The 17,699-nt window shown below is 66.2% G+C and carries 16 protein-coding genes, 1 tRNA gene and 1 pseudogene; 13 read left to right on the top strand and 5 right to left on the bottom strand.

Annotated features, from left to right (window positions below; all coding sequences use genetic code 11):
• Positions 1-28 precede the first annotated feature (28 nt).
• From BUB20358_RS12675 to BUB20358_RS12665, 3 genes are all read left to right on the top strand, one after another.
• Positions 29-967, top strand: coding sequence for a carbohydrate ABC transporter permease (locus BUB20358_RS12675; protein ID WP_006764933.1), 939 nt, complete (start codon positions 29-31; stop codon positions 965-967).
• A complete protein-coding gene (locus tag BUB20358_RS12670; RefSeq protein ID WP_006764932.1) occupies positions 957-1,814 on the top strand; it encodes a carbohydrate ABC transporter permease in 858 nt (285 codons plus the stop codon). Before BUB20358_RS12675 ends, BUB20358_RS12670 begins: the two co-directional genes overlap by 11 nt.
• Before the next feature lie 112 nt (positions 1,815-1,926).
• Positions 1,927-3,045: an ABC transporter ATP-binding protein gene (locus tag BUB20358_RS12665; protein ID WP_006764931.1), complete on the top strand. Its 1,119-nt coding sequence runs from the start codon at positions 1,927-1,929 to the stop codon at positions 3,043-3,045.
• A 99-nt stretch (positions 3,046-3,144) separates the two neighbouring features.
• Here BUB20358_RS12665 and BUB20358_RS12660 read toward each other — a convergent pair whose 3' ends face one another.
• From BUB20358_RS12660 to trxB, 3 genes are all read right to left on the bottom strand, one after another.
• Positions 3,145-3,786: a trimeric intracellular cation channel family protein gene (locus tag BUB20358_RS12660; RefSeq protein WP_035972889.1), complete on the bottom strand. Its 642-nt coding sequence runs from the start codon at positions 3,784-3,786 to the stop codon at positions 3,145-3,147.
• A complete protein-coding gene (locus tag BUB20358_RS12655; protein ID WP_006764929.1) occupies positions 3,755-4,534 on the bottom strand; it encodes a Smr/MutS family protein in 780 nt (259 codons plus the stop codon). Before BUB20358_RS12655 ends, BUB20358_RS12660 begins: the two co-directional genes overlap by 32 nt.
• 133 nt (positions 4,535-4,667) lie before the next feature.
• Positions 4,668-5,630: a thioredoxin-disulfide reductase gene (gene trxB, locus BUB20358_RS12650; protein ID WP_006764928.1), complete on the bottom strand. Its 963-nt coding sequence runs from the start codon at positions 5,628-5,630 to the stop codon at positions 4,668-4,670.
• Positions 5,631-5,926: 296 nt separating this feature from the next.
• Between trxB and BUB20358_RS12645 the strand changes: the two genes are divergently transcribed.
• From BUB20358_RS12645 to BUB20358_RS12635, 3 genes are all read left to right on the top strand, one after another.
• A complete protein-coding gene (locus BUB20358_RS12645; protein WP_006764927.1) occupies positions 5,927-8,236 on the top strand; it encodes a DNA translocase FtsK in 2,310 nt (769 codons plus the stop codon).
• A 46-nt stretch (positions 8,237-8,282) separates the two neighbouring features.
• Positions 8,283-8,972: an outer membrane lipoprotein chaperone LolA gene (gene lolA, locus BUB20358_RS12640; protein WP_035972888.1), complete on the top strand. Its 690-nt coding sequence runs from the start codon at positions 8,283-8,285 to the stop codon at positions 8,970-8,972.
• A gap of 180 nt (positions 8,973-9,152) precedes the next feature.
• Positions 9,153-10,463, top strand: a complete 1,311-nt coding sequence (locus tag BUB20358_RS12635; protein ID WP_006764925.1) for a replication-associated recombination protein A — start codon at positions 9,153-9,155, stop codon at positions 10,461-10,463.
• 50 nt (positions 10,464-10,513) lie between these two features.
• On the opposite strand, the gene BUB20358_RS12630 is transcribed toward BUB20358_RS12635, so the two are convergent.
• A complete protein-coding gene (locus BUB20358_RS12630; protein ID WP_035972887.1) occupies positions 10,514-10,780 on the bottom strand; it encodes a DUF2164 domain-containing protein in 267 nt (88 codons plus the stop codon).
• 251 nt (positions 10,781-11,031) lie between these two features.
• Here BUB20358_RS12630 and serS point away from each other — a divergent pair, with 251 nt between their 5' ends.
• Together serS and BUB20358_RS12620 are read left to right on the top strand one after the other, a co-directional pair.
• The gene (gene serS / locus BUB20358_RS12625; RefSeq protein ID WP_035972885.1) at positions 11,032-12,333 is read left to right on the top strand and encodes a serine--tRNA ligase; all 1,302 of its coding nucleotides are present in this window, start codon (positions 11,032-11,034) and stop codon (positions 12,331-12,333) included.
• 125 nt (positions 12,334-12,458) lie between these two features.
• Positions 12,459-12,549 (top strand) — tRNA-Ser (locus BUB20358_RS12620).
• A gap of 84 nt (positions 12,550-12,633) precedes the next feature.
• On the opposite strand, the gene BUB20358_RS12615 is transcribed toward BUB20358_RS12620, so the two are convergent.
• Positions 12,634-13,794, bottom strand: coding sequence for an alkane 1-monooxygenase (locus BUB20358_RS12615; protein ID WP_035972883.1), 1,161 nt, complete (start codon positions 13,792-13,794; stop codon positions 12,634-12,636).
• A gap of 671 nt (positions 13,795-14,465) precedes the next feature.
• Between BUB20358_RS12615 and BUB20358_RS12610 the strand changes: the two are divergent.
• The 5 genes and pseudogenes from BUB20358_RS12610 to BUB20358_RS12590 all read left to right on the top strand — a co-directional run bounded on the left by BUB20358_RS12610 (position 14,466) and on the right by BUB20358_RS12590 (position 17,624).
• Positions 14,466-14,980: pseudogene (locus BUB20358_RS12610) on the top strand (GNAT family N-acetyltransferase).
• Between the two features lie 171 nt (positions 14,981-15,151).
• A complete protein-coding gene (gene minC, locus BUB20358_RS12605) occupies positions 15,152-15,919 on the top strand; it encodes a septum site-determining protein MinC (protein WP_035972878.1) in 768 nt (255 codons plus the stop codon).
• A 59-nt stretch (positions 15,920-15,978) separates the two neighbouring features.
• A complete protein-coding gene (gene minD, locus BUB20358_RS12600) occupies positions 15,979-16,794 on the top strand; it encodes a septum site-determining protein MinD (RefSeq protein WP_006400799.1) in 816 nt (271 codons plus the stop codon).
• 12 nt (positions 16,795-16,806) lie between these two features.
• Positions 16,807-17,061: a cell division topological specificity factor MinE gene (gene minE / locus BUB20358_RS12595; RefSeq protein WP_006476634.1), complete on the top strand. Its 255-nt coding sequence runs from the start codon at positions 16,807-16,809 to the stop codon at positions 17,059-17,061.
• 161 nt (positions 17,062-17,222) lie between these two features.
• The gene (locus BUB20358_RS12590) at positions 17,223-17,624 is read left to right on the top strand and encodes a YXWGXW repeat-containing protein (RefSeq protein WP_035972876.1); all 402 of its coding nucleotides are present in this window, start codon (positions 17,223-17,225) and stop codon (positions 17,622-17,624) included.
• The last annotated feature ends 75 nt before the right edge of the window (positions 17,625-17,699 follow it).

Genomic DNA, 17,699 nt, shown 5'->3' with positions numbered 1-17,699 from the left:
GTCGCCCTCGTTCCAGGAGTCGAATCAAGTGGCTGCCCCTCTTAGCGGAAACGGATCCGGCGCTGCCGTCGCGCGGCGCACGTCGCCGATGTCGGCGTTCGCCGATCGCTGGATCCCGAAGCTCGTGCTCGCGCCGAGCGTCGCGATCGCCGTGGTGTTCATCTACGGCTTCATCCTGATTACCGGCTATCTGTCGCTGACGAAGTCGCGGCTGTTGCCCAACTACGAATTCGACGGCTTCGGTCGTTACACGGATCTGTTCCAGAACGACGTGTGGTGGACGTCCGCCGCGAACCTCGGCTGGTTCGGGATTCCGTTCATCGCGATCTGCGTCGCGCTCGGGCTGTTCCTCGCGATCCTGCTCGACCAGAAGATCCGCAACGAAGGCGCGCTGCGCGCGATCTTCCTGTATCCGATGGCGCTGTCGTTCATCGTCACCGGCACCGCGTGGCAGTGGATCCTGAACCCCGGTCTCGGTCTCGAGAAGGTGATGCACGACTGGGGATGGACGAGCTTCTCGTTCGGCTGGCTCGACGATCCGGACAAGGCGATCTTCTGCGTGGTGATCGCGGCCGTGTGGCAGTCGACCGGCTTCGTGATGGCGCTGTTCCTCGCGGGGCTGCGCGGCGTCGACGGCGAGATCTTCAAGGCCGCGCAGGTCGACGGCGCGACGCTGCCGACCATCTACCGCAAGATCGTGATCCCGAGCATGCGCCCGGTGTTCTTCTCGGTGCTGCTGATCCTCTGCCACATCACGATCAAGACCTTCGACCTCGTCGTCGCGCTGACGGCGGGCGGACCCGGCACGTCGTCGTCGCTGCCGGCGATGTTCATGTACACGTTTTCGTTCAACCGCGGCCAGCTCGGGCTCGGCGCGGCGTCGTCGGTGATGATGCTCGCGACCGTGGTCGCGGTGCTCGTGCCGCTGATGTATATGGAATCCAGGAGCACCCGCAATGCAGCCTAAGATGACGATCAGCCGGGCAGTGATCTATGCGGCGCTGATCCTGTTCGCGCTGTATTTCCTGTTCCCGATCTACGTGATGCTGTCGACGTCGTTCAAGGACCTCGACCAGCTGCGCACCGGCAACCTGCTGACGCCGCCCGAGCACTGGACCGTCGAGCCGTGGGTGAAGGCGTGGAGCGGCGCATGCACGGGCGTGCGCTGCGACGGGATGAAGCCGTTCTTCGTGAACTCGCTGCAGATGGTGATCCCGGCCGTGCTGATCTCGTCGCTGATCGGCGCGTTCAACGGCTACGTGCTCACGCACTGGCGCTTTCGCGGCGCGGACGCGCTGTTTACGATGATGCTCGTCGGCTGCTTCATCCCGTTCCAGGTGATCCTGCTGCCGATGGCGCGTCTGCAGGGAATGCTCGGCCTCGCGAACACGATTCCGGGCCTCGTGTTCGTGCACGTCGTGTACGGGATCGCGTTCACGACGATGTTCTTCCGCAACTTCTACGTGAGCGTGCCGGCCGAACTCGTGAAGGCCGCGCGCATCGACGGCGCGGGCTTCTTCACGATCTTCACGAAGATCCTGCTGCCGGTGTCGCTGCCGATCTTCATGGTGTGCCTGATCTGGCAGTTCACACAGATCTGGAACGACTTCCTGTTCGGGATCGTGTTCTCCGGCGTCGATTCGATGCCGATCACGGTCGCGCTGAACAACCTCGTCAACACGTCGACGGGCGTGAAGGAATACAACGTCGACATGGCCGGCGCGATCATCGCCGCGCTGCCGACGCTGCTCGTCTACGTGATCGCCGGCCGCTACTTCGTGCGCGGGCTGACGGCGGGCGCGGTGAAGGGGTAAGCGCGGCTTCATCCGATACGACGAACCGGCCGCGCATCGCGCGCGGCGCATCGAAACGAACCCGACGCGGCGCCGACGTGCGCCGCGCGAGACGAGACAGAGGATTCACAGCATGGCAAGCCTTTCCATCCGTGACGTGTACAAGACCTACCCGAACGGGGTGCCGGTCCTGAAGGGTGTCGACATCGAGATCGAGGACGGACAGTTCCTGATTCTCGTCGGCGGCTCGGGCTGCGGGAAATCGACGCTGCTCAACATGATCGCCGGGCTCGAGACCGTCACGAGCGGCGAGATCTGCATCGACGGCAAGGTCGTCAACGACCTGTCGCCGAAGGACCGCGACATCGCGATGGTGTTCCAGTCGTACGCGCTGTATCCGTCGATGACGGTGCGCGACAACATCTCGTTCGGCCTGAACATCCGCAAGGTGCCGAAGAGCGAGCAGCAGCAGATCGTCGATCGCGTGTCGCAGATGCTGCAGATCCAGCACCTGCTCGACCGCAAGCCGGGCCAGCTGTCGGGCGGCCAGCGTCAGCGCGTCGCGATGGGCCGCGCGCTCGCGCGCGATCCGGCGCTGTTCCTGTTCGACGAGCCGCTGTCGAACCTCGACGCGAAGCTGCGCATCGAGATGCGCGCGGAAATCAAGCTGCTGCATCAGCGCCTGGGCACGACGATCGTCTACGTGACGCACGACCAGATCGAGGCGATGACGCTCGGCGACCGGATCGCGGTGATGAAGGACGGCGTCGTCCAGCAGTTCGGCGCGCCGCAGGAAATCTACGACTCGCCGTCGAACCTGTTCGTCGCGGGCTTCATCGGCGCGCCGCCGATGAACTTCATCAACGGCAAGCTGGCCGAGCAGGGCAGCGGCGTCGCGCTCGAGATCGACACCGGCCTCGCACGCACCGCGCTGAACCTGCCGTTCGACGCGGCGAAGCTGAAGTCGTACGTCGGCCGCGAAGTGGTCCTCGGGCTGCGGCCGGAGCGCATCACCGATGCGCGCAGCGCGCACAACGGCGCAGCGTCGCGTCTGCAGCCGATCGACGTGCGCGTCGACGTGACCGAGCCGACCGGGCCGGATACGCACGTGTTCGCGCAGGTGAACGGCAAGCGCATCGTGAGCCGCGTGCATCCGGCCGCGAATCCGCAGCCGGGGCAGACGCAGTCGCTGCTGTTCGACGTGTCGAAGGCGGTGCTGTTCGATCCGGCGTCGGAAGAGCGGATCGCGTGACGATGCAGCGCGCGACGCGCTGAACGGAAGGAACGGGGCCGTGTCGAACGGCCCCTTTCGTTTGGGTGCGCCGACGATGCGCGTGACGGCGCGCCGGCGTCAATGCGGCAGCCGCACGTCCAGCTTGAACGTGACGAGCCGCGCGACGAGCGTGAACGCCGTCGCGAGCAGCACGCTGTACACCAGATCGCACTGCAGCCACACGAGCAGCAGATAGAACCAGCAGCCGACGAACGCGCAGGTCGCGTAAGGCCGCGAGTCGCGCAGGATCAGCGGGATGTCGTTGCACAGCACGTCGCGGATGATCCCGCCGACCACGCCGGTGATCACGCCCATCATCACCGCGATGAAGCGCGGCATGTCGGCTTCGAGCGCGATCGCGGTGCCCGAGATGCTGAAGATGCCGAGCCCGATCGCGTCGGCGACGAGCAGCATCCGCTCGGCCGACAGCCGCGACAGCATCCGCAGCACGAACGGCGCGAACAGCGCCAGCACGAAGATCGCGATCACGTAGTCGTCGTGCACGACCCAGTAGAACGGCCGGCGCTCGAGCAGGATGTCGCGCAGCGTGCCGCCGCCGAACGCCGTCGCCAGCGCGACGACGAACGTGCCGACCGAATCGAGACGATTCTTGCGCGCCTCGATGAAACCCGAGATCGCGAACGCGAGCGTCGCGATCGCCTCGAGCACCGCGATCGCGAGCGTCAGTCTAGGATGCGGCACGCGGCCCCCGGTCCGCATGAGCCGCCAGCGGCTGCAGCAGCACGAGCACCGCGCCGGCGCCGCCGTCGTGGCCGCGCGCTTCGCAGAACGCGATCACTTCTTCCTTCTGGACGAGCCACGCGCGCACCTTGCCTTTCAGCACGGGCTCCTTGCCGATCGACCCGAGTCCTTTGCCGTGAATCACGCGCAGGCAGCGCAGCCCTTTCTTGCCGGCTTCGCGGATGAACTCGGCGAGCGCGTCGCGCGCCTCGTCGCGCCGCATTCCGTGCAGGTCGAGCTGCGCCTGCACGATCCACGCGCCGCTGCGCAGCTTGCGCACGACGTCGCGGCTGATGCCGGGACGGTGGTAGTACAGCGACTCGTCGCTGTCGAGCAGCGTCTCCGGATCGAATTCGTCGGACAGCGTCGCGCTCAGCACCGCTTCCTCGTCGCGCTGCGTCTGTTTCGGCACGGGTGCGGGCGGCGTGCGGCCGGATGCGGCCCGCGGCGGCGCGTTCAGCGGCCGGATCGCACCGATTTCGTTGCGGAACAGGTTCGCGTCGGCTTCGGCCTGGCGTGCGGCGTGCGCGGTTTCGATCCGCGCGCGCTCGCGGCGCTCGGCTTCGCCCTGCAGCGCGCTGCGCAATGCGCCGAGCCCGGCGAGGCCCTGGCCGCGCAGCGCGGCCGCAGCGGGCGCGGGCGGCGGTGCCGCGGGCGCGGGATTCACGGGACGGGCGGCGATCTGCCGCTTCGCGGGATCGCTTGGATGGGGCAGGTTCTTCGCCATGATTCGTTACGCAGGGCAGGCGCGTTCGGGCGCGCGGGCACAAAAAAGCCGCTGCGCGATGCAGCGGCTCGGCCCGGCCCGCTTCGCGGCAGCGGACGCCATTGTAGCGCCCGGCGCGAAAAAGGCTCGCCGCTTACTTCTTGTCGTGCAGGCTCTCCAGGTAGCGCTGCGCGTCGAGCGCGGCCATGCAGCCGGTGCCCGCGCTCGTGATCGCCTGACGGTACACGTGGTCCTGCACGTCGCCGGCGGCGAACACGCCCGGCACGCTGGTCGCGGTCGCGTTGCCCTGCAGGCCGCTCTTCGTCAGGATGTAGCCGTCCTTCATCTCGAGCTGGCCCTGGAACAGGTCGGTGTTCGGCTTGTGGCCGATCGCGACGAACAGGCCCTGCACCGCGATGTCCTGCGTCGCGCCGGTCTTCACGTTCCGGATGCGCAGGCCGGTGACGCCGGATTCCTCGCCGGTCACCTCGTCGAGCACGTGATCCCACTTGATCTCGACGACGCCTTCCTTCTCCTTCTCGAGCAGACGGTCGATCAGGATCGGCTCCGCGCGGAACTTGTCGCGGCGGTGGATCACCGTGACCTTCTTCGCGATGCCGGTCAGATAGAGCGCTTCCTCGACGGCCGTGTTGCCGCCGCCGATCACCGCGACTTCCTGGCCGCGATAGAAGAAGCCGTCACAGGTCGCGCAGGCCGACACGCCCTTGCCCATGAACGCTTCCTCGGACGGCAGACCGAGATACTGCGCGGACGCGCCCGTCGCGATGATCAGCGCGTCGCACGTGTATTCGCCCGAATCGCCGATCAGCCGGATCGGCTTTTCGTGCAGCTTCGCCGTGTGGATGTGGTCGAATACGATTTCGGTGTTGAAGCGCTCGGCATGCTCGAGAAAGCGCGCCATCAGCTCCGGCCCCTGCACGCCTTTCGCGTCCGCCGGCCAGTTTTCGACGTCCGTCGTGGTCATCAGCTGACCGCCCTGCGCGATGCCGGTGATCAGCACCGGCGACAGGTTGGCGCGCGCGGCATAGACGGCGGCCGTGTAGCCGGCGGGGCCGGAACCGAGAATCAGGACTTTGGCGTGTTTGGGCGTGGACATGTGCGAATCCGTAAAAGGCGGCCGCGGCGGGCGAATGGCGCGCGCCGGACGGTCTGGGTTGACCGGGATGCCGTCGTAGATGGGTATCAGACGCGCATTATAAAGGCCCCGTTGCTGCGTTGCCGAACGGCAGTTTCAATCGCGGCGATAGCGTTTTGCGCGGCGTCCGCACGCGCGGCGCGGGCGCCGCCGCGGCACAAGTAACCGTCATTTACACTTGGCCGCGCGATGCAGCGTTTACAATAAGCGCGATCGAACGACAGGCGGGCCGCGGCCCGTCCTCTTTATACGGATTCATGGCAAAAGCTCCTTATTCCGCTCAGGCACAGGCGTTGCCGCACCGGATGTCGAAGCTCCTCACGGAGATCCGCTGGATTCTCCAGGTCGCGCTCTGCGCATTTCTCGTGATGGCCCTGCTCAGCTACAGCCGGCGCGATCCGAGCTGGACGCACGCCGCGCAGGTGGACCACATCTCGAACTGGGCAGGCCGCGTCGGCGCATGGACAGCCGACATCATCCTGCTGCTGTTCGGTCTGTCGGCGTACTGGCTGATCGTGCCGCTCGCGCGGCGCATCGCGGTCAACTATCGCCGCATCACGCGTCACGAAGCGATTCCCGACGAGCCGGAGCGGCCGATCGGCTGGCTCACCGAGATCTTCTCGTTCGTGCTCGTCGTGCTCGCGTGCGACGGCATCGAAGCGCTGCGCATGTGGTCGCTGAAGGTGCAGCTGCCGCGCGCGCCGGGCGGCGTCGTCGGCGAGGCCGTCGCGGGCGCGATGTCGCACGCGTTCGGCTTCACCGGCGGCACGCTGCTGCTGCTGATCGCGCTCGCGATCGGGCTGTCGCTGTATTTCCGCTTCTCGTGGCTGTCGGTTGCCGAGCGCGTCGGCGGCGCGATCCTGTCCGCGGTCAACGTCGCGAAGCTGCGCCGCGAGGCCGAGCGCGACCGCAAGCTCGGCGAGGCGGCGGCCGTGCGGCGCGAGGGCAAGGTCGAAGAGGAGCGCGTGCGCATCGAGGATCACGAGCCGGTGACGATCGTGCCGCCGGTCGTCACGCCGGCGAAGTCCGAGCGCGTCGAGCGCGAGCGGCAGGTGCCGCTGTTTACCGACTTGCCGGGCGATTCGACGCTGCCGCCGGTGTCGCTGCTCGACCCCGCGCCGAAGACGCAGGAGTCGATTTCGGCCGACACGCTGGAATTCACGTCGCGGCTGATCGAGAAGAAGCTGAAGGACTTCGGCGTCGAGGCGAGCGTGGTCGCCGCTTATCCGGGCCCCGTCGTCACGCGCTACGAGATCGAGCCGGCTACCGGCGTGAAGGGCAGCCAGATCGTGAACCTCGCGAAGGATCTCGCGCGTTCGCTGTCGCTCGTGTCGATCCGCGTCGTCGAGACGATCCCGGGCAAGAACTACATGGCGCTCGAGTTGCCGAACCAGCGCCGCCAGACCGTGCATCTGTCCGAGATCATCGGCTCCGAGGTCTATGCGGCCGCGTCGTCCGCGCTCACGCTGAGCCTCGGCAAGGACATCGGCGGCAAGCCGGTGTGCGCGGATCTCGCGAAGATGCCGCACCTGCTGGTGGCCGGCACGACCGGTTCCGGCAAGTCGGTCGGGATCAACGCGATGATCCTGTCGCTGCTGTACAAGGCGACCGCCGAGCAGGTGCGCCTGATCCTGATCGATCCGAAGATGCTCGAAATGAGCGTGTACGAAGGCATTCCGCATCTGCTGTGTCCGGTCGTCACCGACATGCGCCAGGCCGGCCATGCGCTGAACTGGACGGTCGCGGAGATGGAGCGCCGCTACAAGCTGATGAGCAAGCTCGGCGTGCGCAACCTCGCCGGCTACAACAACAAGATCGACGAGGCGGCGAAGCGCGAGGAAAAGATTCCGAATCCGTTCAGCCTGACGCCCGAGGATCCGGAGCCGCTCGGCCGGCTGCCGAACATCGTCGTCGTGATCGACGAGCTGGCCGATCTGATGATGGTCGTCGGCAAGAAGGTCGAGGAGCTGATCGCGCGGATCGCGCAGAAGGCGCGTGCGGCCGGCATCCACCTGATTCTCGCGACGCAGCGTCCGTCCGTCGACGTGATCACCGGACTGATCAAGGCGAACGTGCCGACGCGGATCGCATTCCAGGTGTCGTCGAAGATCGACTCGCGCACGATTCTCGACCAGATGGGCGCCGAATCGCTGCTCGGGATGGGCGACATGCTGTACCTGCCGCCCGGCACCGGGCTGCCGGTGCGCGTGCACGGCGCATTCGTGTCCGACGACGAAGTGCATCGCGTGGTCGAGAAGCTCAAGGAGCAGGGCGAGCCGAACTATGTCGAAGGGCTGCTCGAAGGCGGCACCGCCGACGGCGACGAGGGTTCGGCCGGCGCGGGAACCGGCGAAGCCGGCGGCGAGTCTGACCCGCTGTACGACCAGGCGGTCGAGATCGTCATCAAGAACCGCCGCGCGTCGATCTCGCTCGTGCAGCGCCATCTGCGCATCGGCTACAACCGCGCGGCCCGGCTGCTCGAACAGATGGAACAGTCGGGGCTCGTGTCGGCGATGTCGTCGAGCGGCAACCGCGAAATTCTTGTGCCGGTGCGCGACGCGGAATGAGTCCGCGGCGCCCGCAGCGCCGGCCACCCACGGAGAAAACCGCACCATGCAGCAACTTTCGTTCGCCCTTTCCCTTCGTTCGACGCGGCGCTGGCTCGGCGCGGCGTTCGCCGGCGCATCGCTGATGCTCGCGGCGACGCACGCGTTCGCGGGCGGCACCGAGCAATTGAAGGCCTTCGTGTCGCAGGTGCGCTCGGCGAAGGGCGAGTTCACGCAGCAGATCGTCAAGGCGCCGGCCAAGGGCGAGAGCGCCGCGCAGGCCGCGCCGAAGCCGACCGACAATTCGAGCGGCACGTTCGTGTTCTCGCGCCCGGGCAAATTCATCTGGACGTACCAGAAGCCGTACCAGCAGGTGCTGCAGGCCGACGGCGACAAACTCTACGTGTACGACCGCGACCTGAACCAGGTCACCGAGCGCAAGCTGAACGGCGCGCTCGGCGCGAGCCCGGCCGCGATCCTGTTCGGCAGCAACGATCTCGACAAGAGCTATACGCTGCGCGATGCGGGCGAAAAGGGCGGCATCGAGTGGCTCGAGATGCAGCCGAAGGCGCAGGACACGCAGTTCCAGCGGATCGGTATCGGCTTCCGGAACGGCACGCTCGCCGCGATGGAGCTGCACGACGTGTTCGGCAACGTCACGCTGCTGACGTTTACGAACATCCAGACGAATCCGCCGCTGAAGAGCGATACGTTCAAGTTCGTCGTACCGAAGGGTGCGGACGTGATCAACGGCTAAGCGTCGCTGCGCCGTTTTTCCGCCACGGGCCTGCCGGCAACGGCAGGCCCGTGTCGTTTCCGGCGCGCATCGGCGGCCGGCGCAACGCGCAGGCGGCGGCCGCGGTGCGGTCGCGCCGCTGTCATAATGTCGGGTCCGGCGGCCTGTTCGGCCGCTATCGTTTGATGTGGAGCGAGGTTCATGTCCGACCTGTTTGAAGTCGAGCCGCGCCGGCCGCTCGCCGAGGCGCTGCGGCCGAAAACGCTCGCCGAGGTGATCGGCCAGACGCATCTGCTGGGCGAGGGCAAGCCGCTGCGGCTCGCGTTCGAATCCGGCAAGCCGCATTCGATGATCCTCTGGGGCCCGCCCGGCGTCGGCAAGACGACGCTCTCGCGACTCACCGCGCTCGCGTTCGACTGCGAATTCATCGCGCTGTCCGCGGTGCTCGGCGGCGTCAAGGACATCCGCGACGCGATGGAGCAGGCGAAGGACACGCTGAACCGCACGGGCCGCCACACGATTCTGTTCGTCGACGAGATCCACCGCTTCAACAAAGGACAGCAGGACGCGCTGCTGCCGTTCGTCGAGTCGGGACTCGTGACGTTCATCGGCGCGACGACCGAGAACCCGAGCTTCGAAGTGAATTCGGCGCTGCTGTCGCGTGCGCAGGTGTACGTGCTGAAGTCGCTGACCGACGACGAGATGCGCCAGCTGCTCAAGCGAGCGCAGGACATCGCGCTCGATGGCCTCGCATTCGACGACAACGCGGTCGATACGCTGATCGGCTATGCGGACGGCGACGCACGGCGGTTCCTGAACCTGCTCGAGCAGGCTCAGACGGCCGCTGCATCGGCCGGCGTCGCGACGATCGATGCGGAGTTCGTCAGCAACGCGATGACGCTGAACGCGCGTCGCTTCGACAAGGGTGGCGACAACTTCTACGATCAGATCTCGGCGCTGCACAAATCGGTGCGCGGCTCGAGCCCGGACGGCGCGCTGTACTGGTTCTGCCGGATGATCGACGGCGGCGCCGATCCGAAGTATCTCGCGCGGCGCATCGTCCGGATGGCGTGGGAGGACATCGGCCTCGCCGATCCGCGCGCGATGCAGATTGCGAACGACGCAGCGGAAACCTACGAACGGCTCGGTTCTCCGGAAGGCGAACTCGCGCTCGGCCAGGCCGTGATCTATCTCGCGTGCGCGGCGAAGAGCAACGCGGGCTACATGGCGTTCAACCAGGCCATGGCGTTCGTGAAGCAGGACAAGTCGCGCGAGGTGCCCGTGCATCTGCGCAATGCGCCGACCAAGCTGATGAAGGAGCTCGGCTACGGCCACGCGTACCGCTACGCGCACGACGAGCCGAACGCGTACGCGGCCGGCGAGACGTATCTGCCGGACGGGATGCGCGAGCCGCGCTGGTACAAGCCGGTGCCGCGCGGGCTCGAATCGAAGATCGCCGACAAGCTCGCGTGGCTGCGCGAGCTCGACCGCGAAGCGGGGAAGAAGGACTGACGAGCCGCGCGCGGCCGCGCTCGTGCGGTCGACCGGTGCGTTGGGGCGCGTCAGCGCTTGCGGCCCGGCTGCTTGTTCCAGTATTCGAACGGCGCTTCATGGCATTCGATGTCGAGCTCGGCGACCCGCGCGTGCAGCCGCTGCTGCGCATCGGCGATCGCCAGGTTGTAGATCGCCGGCCCGATTTCTTCGACGAAGAAGTGCAATAGCGCGCCGGCCTGGATGTTGCCGATCGGCTCGTCCATGTTTTCTATGAAATAGCGTTGCAGCGACGCGATCGCTCGATCGCGTACCTCTCTGTCCAGTTCGATGGCCATCGTGCTCCTTTGCGTGGTGATGGAGGGGGCGGCCGCCGCACTGGCAGCGCGGCGCCGGCCGTCAGTCGCGTGTCCGGGCCGCCGGTCGCAACGCGGCACGAGGCGATCGGCCCGCGGCGGACACGCGCCCCGGCACGGCGATACTGCCACGGCCACCGTGCGCTTGCGGCATCGTCCGTTCGACCAGTGCCGTCGCGATGCCGCGGTGCGTTAGAATTCCCGTCTTACACAACGATTTTCCAAGTCCTCCCATGCTCGACATCCAGTTGCTGCGCAAAGACCTCGACGGCGTCGCGAAGCGCCTCGCCGATCGCGGCTACATCCTCGACGTCGCCACGTTTTCCGCGCTCGAAGCGGAACGCCGCGCGATCCAGACCCGCACCGAAGAGCTTCAGGCGCGCCGCAACAGCCTGTCGAAGCAGATCGGCGCGATGAAGGGCAAGGGCGAGGATACGTCGGCGGTGATGGCCGAGGTCGGCGGGATCGGCGACGAGATGAAGGCGTCGGAGGCCAAGCTCGGCGACATCCAGGCGCGTCTGTCCGAGCTGATGCTCGGCATTCCGAACGTCGCGCACGACAGCGTGCCGGTCGGCAAGGACGAAACCGACAACGTCGAGCTCCGCCGCTGGGGCACGCCGCGCCAGTTCGACTTCCCGGTAAAGGATCACGTCGATGTCGGCACGCCGCTCGGCCTCGATTTCGAGACGGGCGCGAAGCTCGCCGGCGCGCGCTTCACGATGCTGCGCGGCCCGATCGCGCGGCTGCATCGCGCGCTTGCGCAGTTCATGATCGACACGCACACGCAGGAGCACGGCTACAGCGAGACGTATACGCCGTACATCGTGAACCCCGAGATCCTGTACGGCACCGGCCAGCTGCCGAAGTTCGCCGACGACATGTTCCGCGTCGAGAAGGGCGGCGCGGACAATACGGTCACGCAGTACCTGATCTCCACGTCCGAGATTTCGCTGACGAACACCGTGCGCGAATCGATCGTCGACGCGTCGGCGCTGCCGATCAAGCTGACCGCGCATTCCCCGTGCTTCCGTTCGGAAGCCGGCTCGTACGGTCGCGACACGCGCGGGATGATCCGTCAGCACCAGTTCGACAAGGTCGAGATGGTGCAGATCGTCGCGCCGGAAACGTCGTACGCGGCGCTCGACGAGATGGTCGGCCACGCGGAAGCGATCCTGCAGAAGCTCGGGCTGCCGTACCGCGTGATCACGCTTTGCACCGGCGACATGGGTTTCTCGGCCGCGAAGACGTTCGATCTCGAAGTGTGGCTGCCTGCGCAGAACACCTATCGCGAGATTTCGAGCTGCTCGAACACCGAGGCGTTCCAGGCGCGCCGGATGCAGGCGCGCTTCCGCAATGCGCAGGGCAAGCCGGAGCTCGTACACACGCTGAACGGTTCGGGCCTCGCGGTCGGCCGCACGCTGGTCGCCGTGCTGGAGAACTACCAGAACGCGGACGGTTCGGTCACCGTGCCGGAGGTGCTGCGTCCGTACATGGGCGGACTGGAACGAATCGACGCGCCGGCACAGGCTGCGTGAGCGCGCTTGCCGGCATGCTTCCGACGGCCTCTAAAAAATTTGCAAAAAGGGCTTGGAAGTTTCGAAGAGATCGTTCTATAATCTTTGCTTTCCCGGAAACGACCAACCGGGGAAGTGCAGTAAAAGGAGAGGTGGCAGAGTGGTCGAATGTACCTGACTCGAAATCAGGCGTACGGTTTCCCCGTACCGTGGGTTCGAATCCCACCCTCTCCGCCAGAACACGAAACCCCTTGATCCGAACGGATCAAGGGGTTTTTCGTTTTGGGCATGCGGTAAGCGTGGGCGCGCGTTGCCGCCGGGTCATGCGGCGGCCCGATACTGCGCGCGCACCTTGTCGCGGATCGACGGCTTGATGTTCGACTGTGCGATGTCGCCGCCGTAGTGCGCGACGACGCGCGGATTCATCACGCGGTACCAGAGCGGCGGCACGTACGCGAGCAGAATCATCGTCGCGTAGCCGGCCGGCAGCTGCGGCGAATCGTCGAAGTGGCGCAGCGCCTGGTACGAGCGCGTCGGGTTCGCATGATGATCGGCGTGCCGCTGCAATTGATAGAGGAACAGGTTGGTGACCACGTGATTGCTGTTCCACGAATGCTGCGGCGTGCAGCGTTCGTAGCGGCCGTTCGGCAGCTTGCGGCGGCCGAGCCCGTAGTGCTCGACGTAGTTCACGACTTCGAGCAGCGACGCGCCGTACACGGCCTGGATCACGAGGAACGGGATCGCGATCTTGCCGGCCATCGCGATCGCGATGCCCCACACGGCGACGGTCATTGCCCATGCGTGCAGTACCTCGTTGCGCCAGGTCCACGGCGAATGCGCGAGCCGCGCCAGCCGCGCTTTTTCCAGCCGCCATGCGGAGCGGATGCTGCCGGTCACCGTGCGCGGCAGAAACGCCCAGAACGACTCGCCGTAGCGCGCGCTCGCCGGATCGTCGGGCGTCGCGACGCGTACGTGATGTCCTCGGTTGTGCTCGACATAGAAGTGTCCGTACGCGACCGGCGCGAGCGTAATCTTCGCGAGCCAGCGTTCGAAACGGTTCGTCTTGTGGCCGAGCTCGTGCGCGGTATTGATCGAGATGCCCGTTGCGGCGCCGAGCGACAGTGCGAAGCCGACATAGTCGTACCACGCGAGCGCATGCGTGCCGACGATCCACGTGCACATGAAAAACGCGACGTATTCGACGAGCGTCGCCAGATAGACAATGAGCCGATAGTAACGGTCGCGTTCGAGCCGCGGGACGGCGGCTTCGGGCGGATTGTCGCGATCGTCGCCGATCAGCGTGTCGAGAATCGGAATCACGCCGAACGCGAACAACGGCCCGAACCACCAGAACACGTGAATGCCGGTCGACAACGCAAGCTGGGCGGCGAAAATCGGCAGCGTGATCGTCAGCGCGCCGAGCAGCCATAGATAACGTTTGCCATCCGACCAGTCCGCGGTCGGTCCGTCCGTCATTGCCATCGTCGTCTCCTTCCTGCCCGCCTGCCCGGACGCGCTCGGCGCGCGGCGGCGATGTCTGCAGTTCGAATCGTTTTCTTCGGCCGCGGTGCAGGCATGCGGCGCCGGATGGTGGCCCGCCTCTGCCAGTTATACGATCCGCGCGCACGCTTTCCAAACCTTCGTGCTAGGCACGAAGCTCCAAACGGCGGACGGCGTGCGACGCGGACGACGAAGCGCCGCAGCGGGTCGATTGAAACGTAGCTTTGCTGGCCGAATGGATCTGCGCCGCCCATGCGTTGTTCAGACGAATGGCGCGACGCTACCGCCATGTCTGCCGGGTACCCGACATGCAACGAATGGTGCATTGCAATAATCGCCGCACGACGGACGAGCAGACGGAGGCGGGCGACACGAACTTTTGCGCATCCGCATTACCTTTCGTTACGACACATAGACACACGTGCCTTGTCGAGATGCGCGATTTTCGTACGCGATACGGAGAGCCGCGCGGGTTGCCGGACGACAGCGCCCGCATGGCACCGCGCGCCGCGGCAATGCTGCACATGCACACGGCTCGCCGCGCGCGGCCTGCCGCCTTTCGTGCCGCGCCGCCATTTGAAAATAACGATTTGACTCACCCCCCGCTTTCGGTTGAAGCTAATAGCTTGCTGTCCGAAGGGGGCTGTGCCTGCATGAGTTCGACCTTGACCGTTCGTCGTATCGCTGCCGACCAGGGCAGCGTGTATCGCGAACTCCGCGCCGCGTCGCTGCGTGAGCCCTACGCACCCGGCGAAGCGCCGGAGGCCGAATTGCTACCGTCGATTCGGACGCGGCGGCGGCCATAGCCGCGCAGCGCGCGACGTCCGACGAGTCGACCACTTTCCTGCTGTACACCGAAGGCCACCCGGCCGGCATGATCGGCGCGTATTTCGACAACACGCCCGAGCGCCGCGCGTTCGTCAGCGAGCTATGGGTCGCGCATGCGGTGCGCCATCTGCGCGGCGGCGTGCTGCTGCTCGAGACGGCCACCGCGTGGCTCGCCGAGCGCGGCGCGCGCGACGTCTACGCATGGATCGCCGACGCGAACCGCAATGCGATCCGCTTCTACGAGCGCGCCGGGTTCGGCAACACGGGCGAACGCGCGCCGATCGCCCGGATGCCGGGCGCGATGAAATCGCTGTTCGTGTCGCAGGTCGGCAAGCCGTGATGCCGCGTAAAACGGCCGCGCGCCCGATGCGATGACCGACGTGCCGGGCGCGTCCGATGCTCGACAACCGGCTCGCGCACTCGCGCCGGCCGCCGTTTCCCCGCCTCCCAAAAATAATGGCCGCACGCGTGGACGCCTGTAAAATACGCAAAAAATTTTTGCAGAGTGTCCATGTCGCTTAAAAAATCGCCATTCTTCGAGCTGCGCAGCGGATCGGTCGATACGTTGCTGTTCACCGTGAAGACGACCGATCTCGATGCGTTGCGCGCCGAACTGGTCAAGCGCTTCGAAGCGACTCCCGAATTTTTTGCCGACGATGTCGTCGCGATCGACGTCCGCCGCCTCGCGGACGGCGAACGCGTCGCGCTCGCCGACATCCGTCAGATGCTGAACGACGTGCGGATGCGTCCGGTCGGCGTCGTCGCGTCGGCCACGCAGGGCTGGGCGGCGGAAGCCGGCCTGCCGCTGCTCGAGGCGCGCGATCGTCGCGCGCCGGCCGCGAAGCCGGCGGAGGACGCGGAGTCGGCGACGGCGCCCGCCGCCGATGCGGTGGCCGATACGGCGGCGGAACCGGCGTCCGAGCCCGCGTCGGCGCAGGCAGGCAGCCAGACGCTCGTGATCGACCGTCCGTTGCGTTCGGGGCAGCAGATTTACGCGAAAGGAGACCTCGTGGTGCTCGCGCCCGTCAGCCACGGCGCCGAGATCATCGCGGAAGGCAACATCCACATCTACGCGCCGTTGCGCGGCCGCGCACTCGCGGGCGTGCACGGCAATCACGACGCGCGCATCTTCTGCACGTGTCTGGAGCCGGAACTGATCTCGATCGCGGGCATCTATCGAACGACCGAGAACCCGCTGCCCGCCGACGTACTGGGCAAATCGGTGCAGATCCGGCTCGAAGAGGAAAAACTGATGATCGAACCGCTGCGCCTGACGTGATTCACGCGGCACCAGACGGACCGATCGGCTCTCATTGACGAACACAGGGTATTGGGTAAATGGCAAAAATCATCGTGGTGACTTCGGGCAAGGGCGGCGTGGGCAAGACGACGACGAGCGCGAGCTTCGCGTCCGGCCTCGCGCTGCGCGGCCACAAGACGGCCGTGATCGACTTCGACGTCGGCCTGCGCAACCTCGATCTCATCATGGGCTGCGAGCGTCGCGTCGTATACGACCTCGTGAACGTGATCCAGGGCGAAGCGAACCTGAACCAGGCGCTGATCAAGGACAAGAAGTGCGAGAACCTGTTCATCCTGCCGGCGTCGCAGACGCGCGACAAGGATGCGCTCACGCGTGACGGCGTCGAAAAGGTGCTGAACGACCTGGCCGCGATGGATTTCGAATACATCGTCTGCGATTCGCCGGCCGGCATCGAAGCCGGTGCGCTGCACGCGATGTACTTCGCGGACGAAGCGCTGATCGTCACGAACCCGGAAGTGTCGTCGGTGCGCGATTCGGACCGCATCCTCGGCATCCTGTCGTCGAAGACGAAGCGCGCGACCGAGGGCAAGGAGCCGATCAAGGAGCACCTGCTGATCACGCGCTACAGCCCGAAGCGCGTGAGCGAAGGCGAGATGCTGTCGCTCGAGGACATCAGCGAGATTCTGCGCATCAAGCTGATCGGCGTGGTGCCCGAGTCGGAAGCCGTGCTGCATGCGTCGAACCAGGGCCTGCCGGCCGTGCACCTCGACGGCACCGACGTCGCCGAAGCGTACAAGGACATCGTTGCGCGCTTCCTCGGCGAGGACAAGCCGCTGCGTTTCACCGAATACCAGAAGCCGGGCCTGCTGCAGCGCCTCTTCGGCAGCAAGTAACGGAGGCCGCTCATGTCCATTCTTTCGTTTCTCCTCGGCGAGAAGAAGAAATCCGCATCGGTCGCGAAGGAGCGCCTGCAGCTCATCATCGCGCACGAGCGGGTCGGCGGCCGGCCACCGGCCGATTACCTGCCGGCGCTGCAGAAAGAGCTCGTCGCCGTGATCTCGAAGTACGTGCACATTTCGGACGATGACATCCGTGTGAGCCTCGAGCGTCAGGACGATCTCGAGGTGCTCGAAGTGAAGATCGAGATCCCGCAAGCCTGACCGTCTCAGGTTGCCTTTCCGCACGGCGGCGTGTGCCGCCGTGCGCGTCTTACGCGCTGTTGCACTTTCGGGCCCGTCGTAACACGGCGCCTGTCGGCCGTTGGCGACTCTCCCGCATTGAACGAATACGCTCGCGTGATTCGTTCAAACAGGAGGTCGTGATGGCTGTCTCTTCCGTTCAACGTCGTATCGTTTCGCTCGCGCTGCTCGCCGCGGGCGTGTCGGCTGTCGCGGCGCCGCTTGCCGCGCGTGCGGACGACATTCTCGTCGACGCGCGGGCGTTCGCGCGGCCGGCCCGCATGGTCGTCACGGAGCCGGTGGCCGTGCGTACCGACGAGGTGATCATCGTTGCGCCGCATGCGCCGCCGCCGATGCGCTACGAGATCGTGCCGGCCGCCCGCGTCGGCTACGTGTGGGAGCACGGTCACTGGCGCTGGGAACACGGTCGCTACGTGTGGATCGGCGGTCACTGGGAAGCCGAGCGCATCGGCATGCGGTGGGTGCCCGGACATTGGGACCCGCGCGGTCCGAACTGGGTCTGGACCCGCGGTCACTGGGCCTGACGGAGGCATGCGATGAAACGAACCTGGATCGTGCTCGCGCTTGTCGCCGTCACGCTGGCCGGTTGCATCGTCGTG

The sequence above is a fragment of the Burkholderia dolosa genome, assembly GCF_902499135.1.
Classification (GTDB): Bacteria; Pseudomonadota; Gammaproteobacteria; order Burkholderiales; family Burkholderiaceae; genus Burkholderia; species Burkholderia dolosa.
Note: the sequence above shows the minus strand (reverse complement) of the source record. Positions and strands in the feature narration are given on the sequence as shown.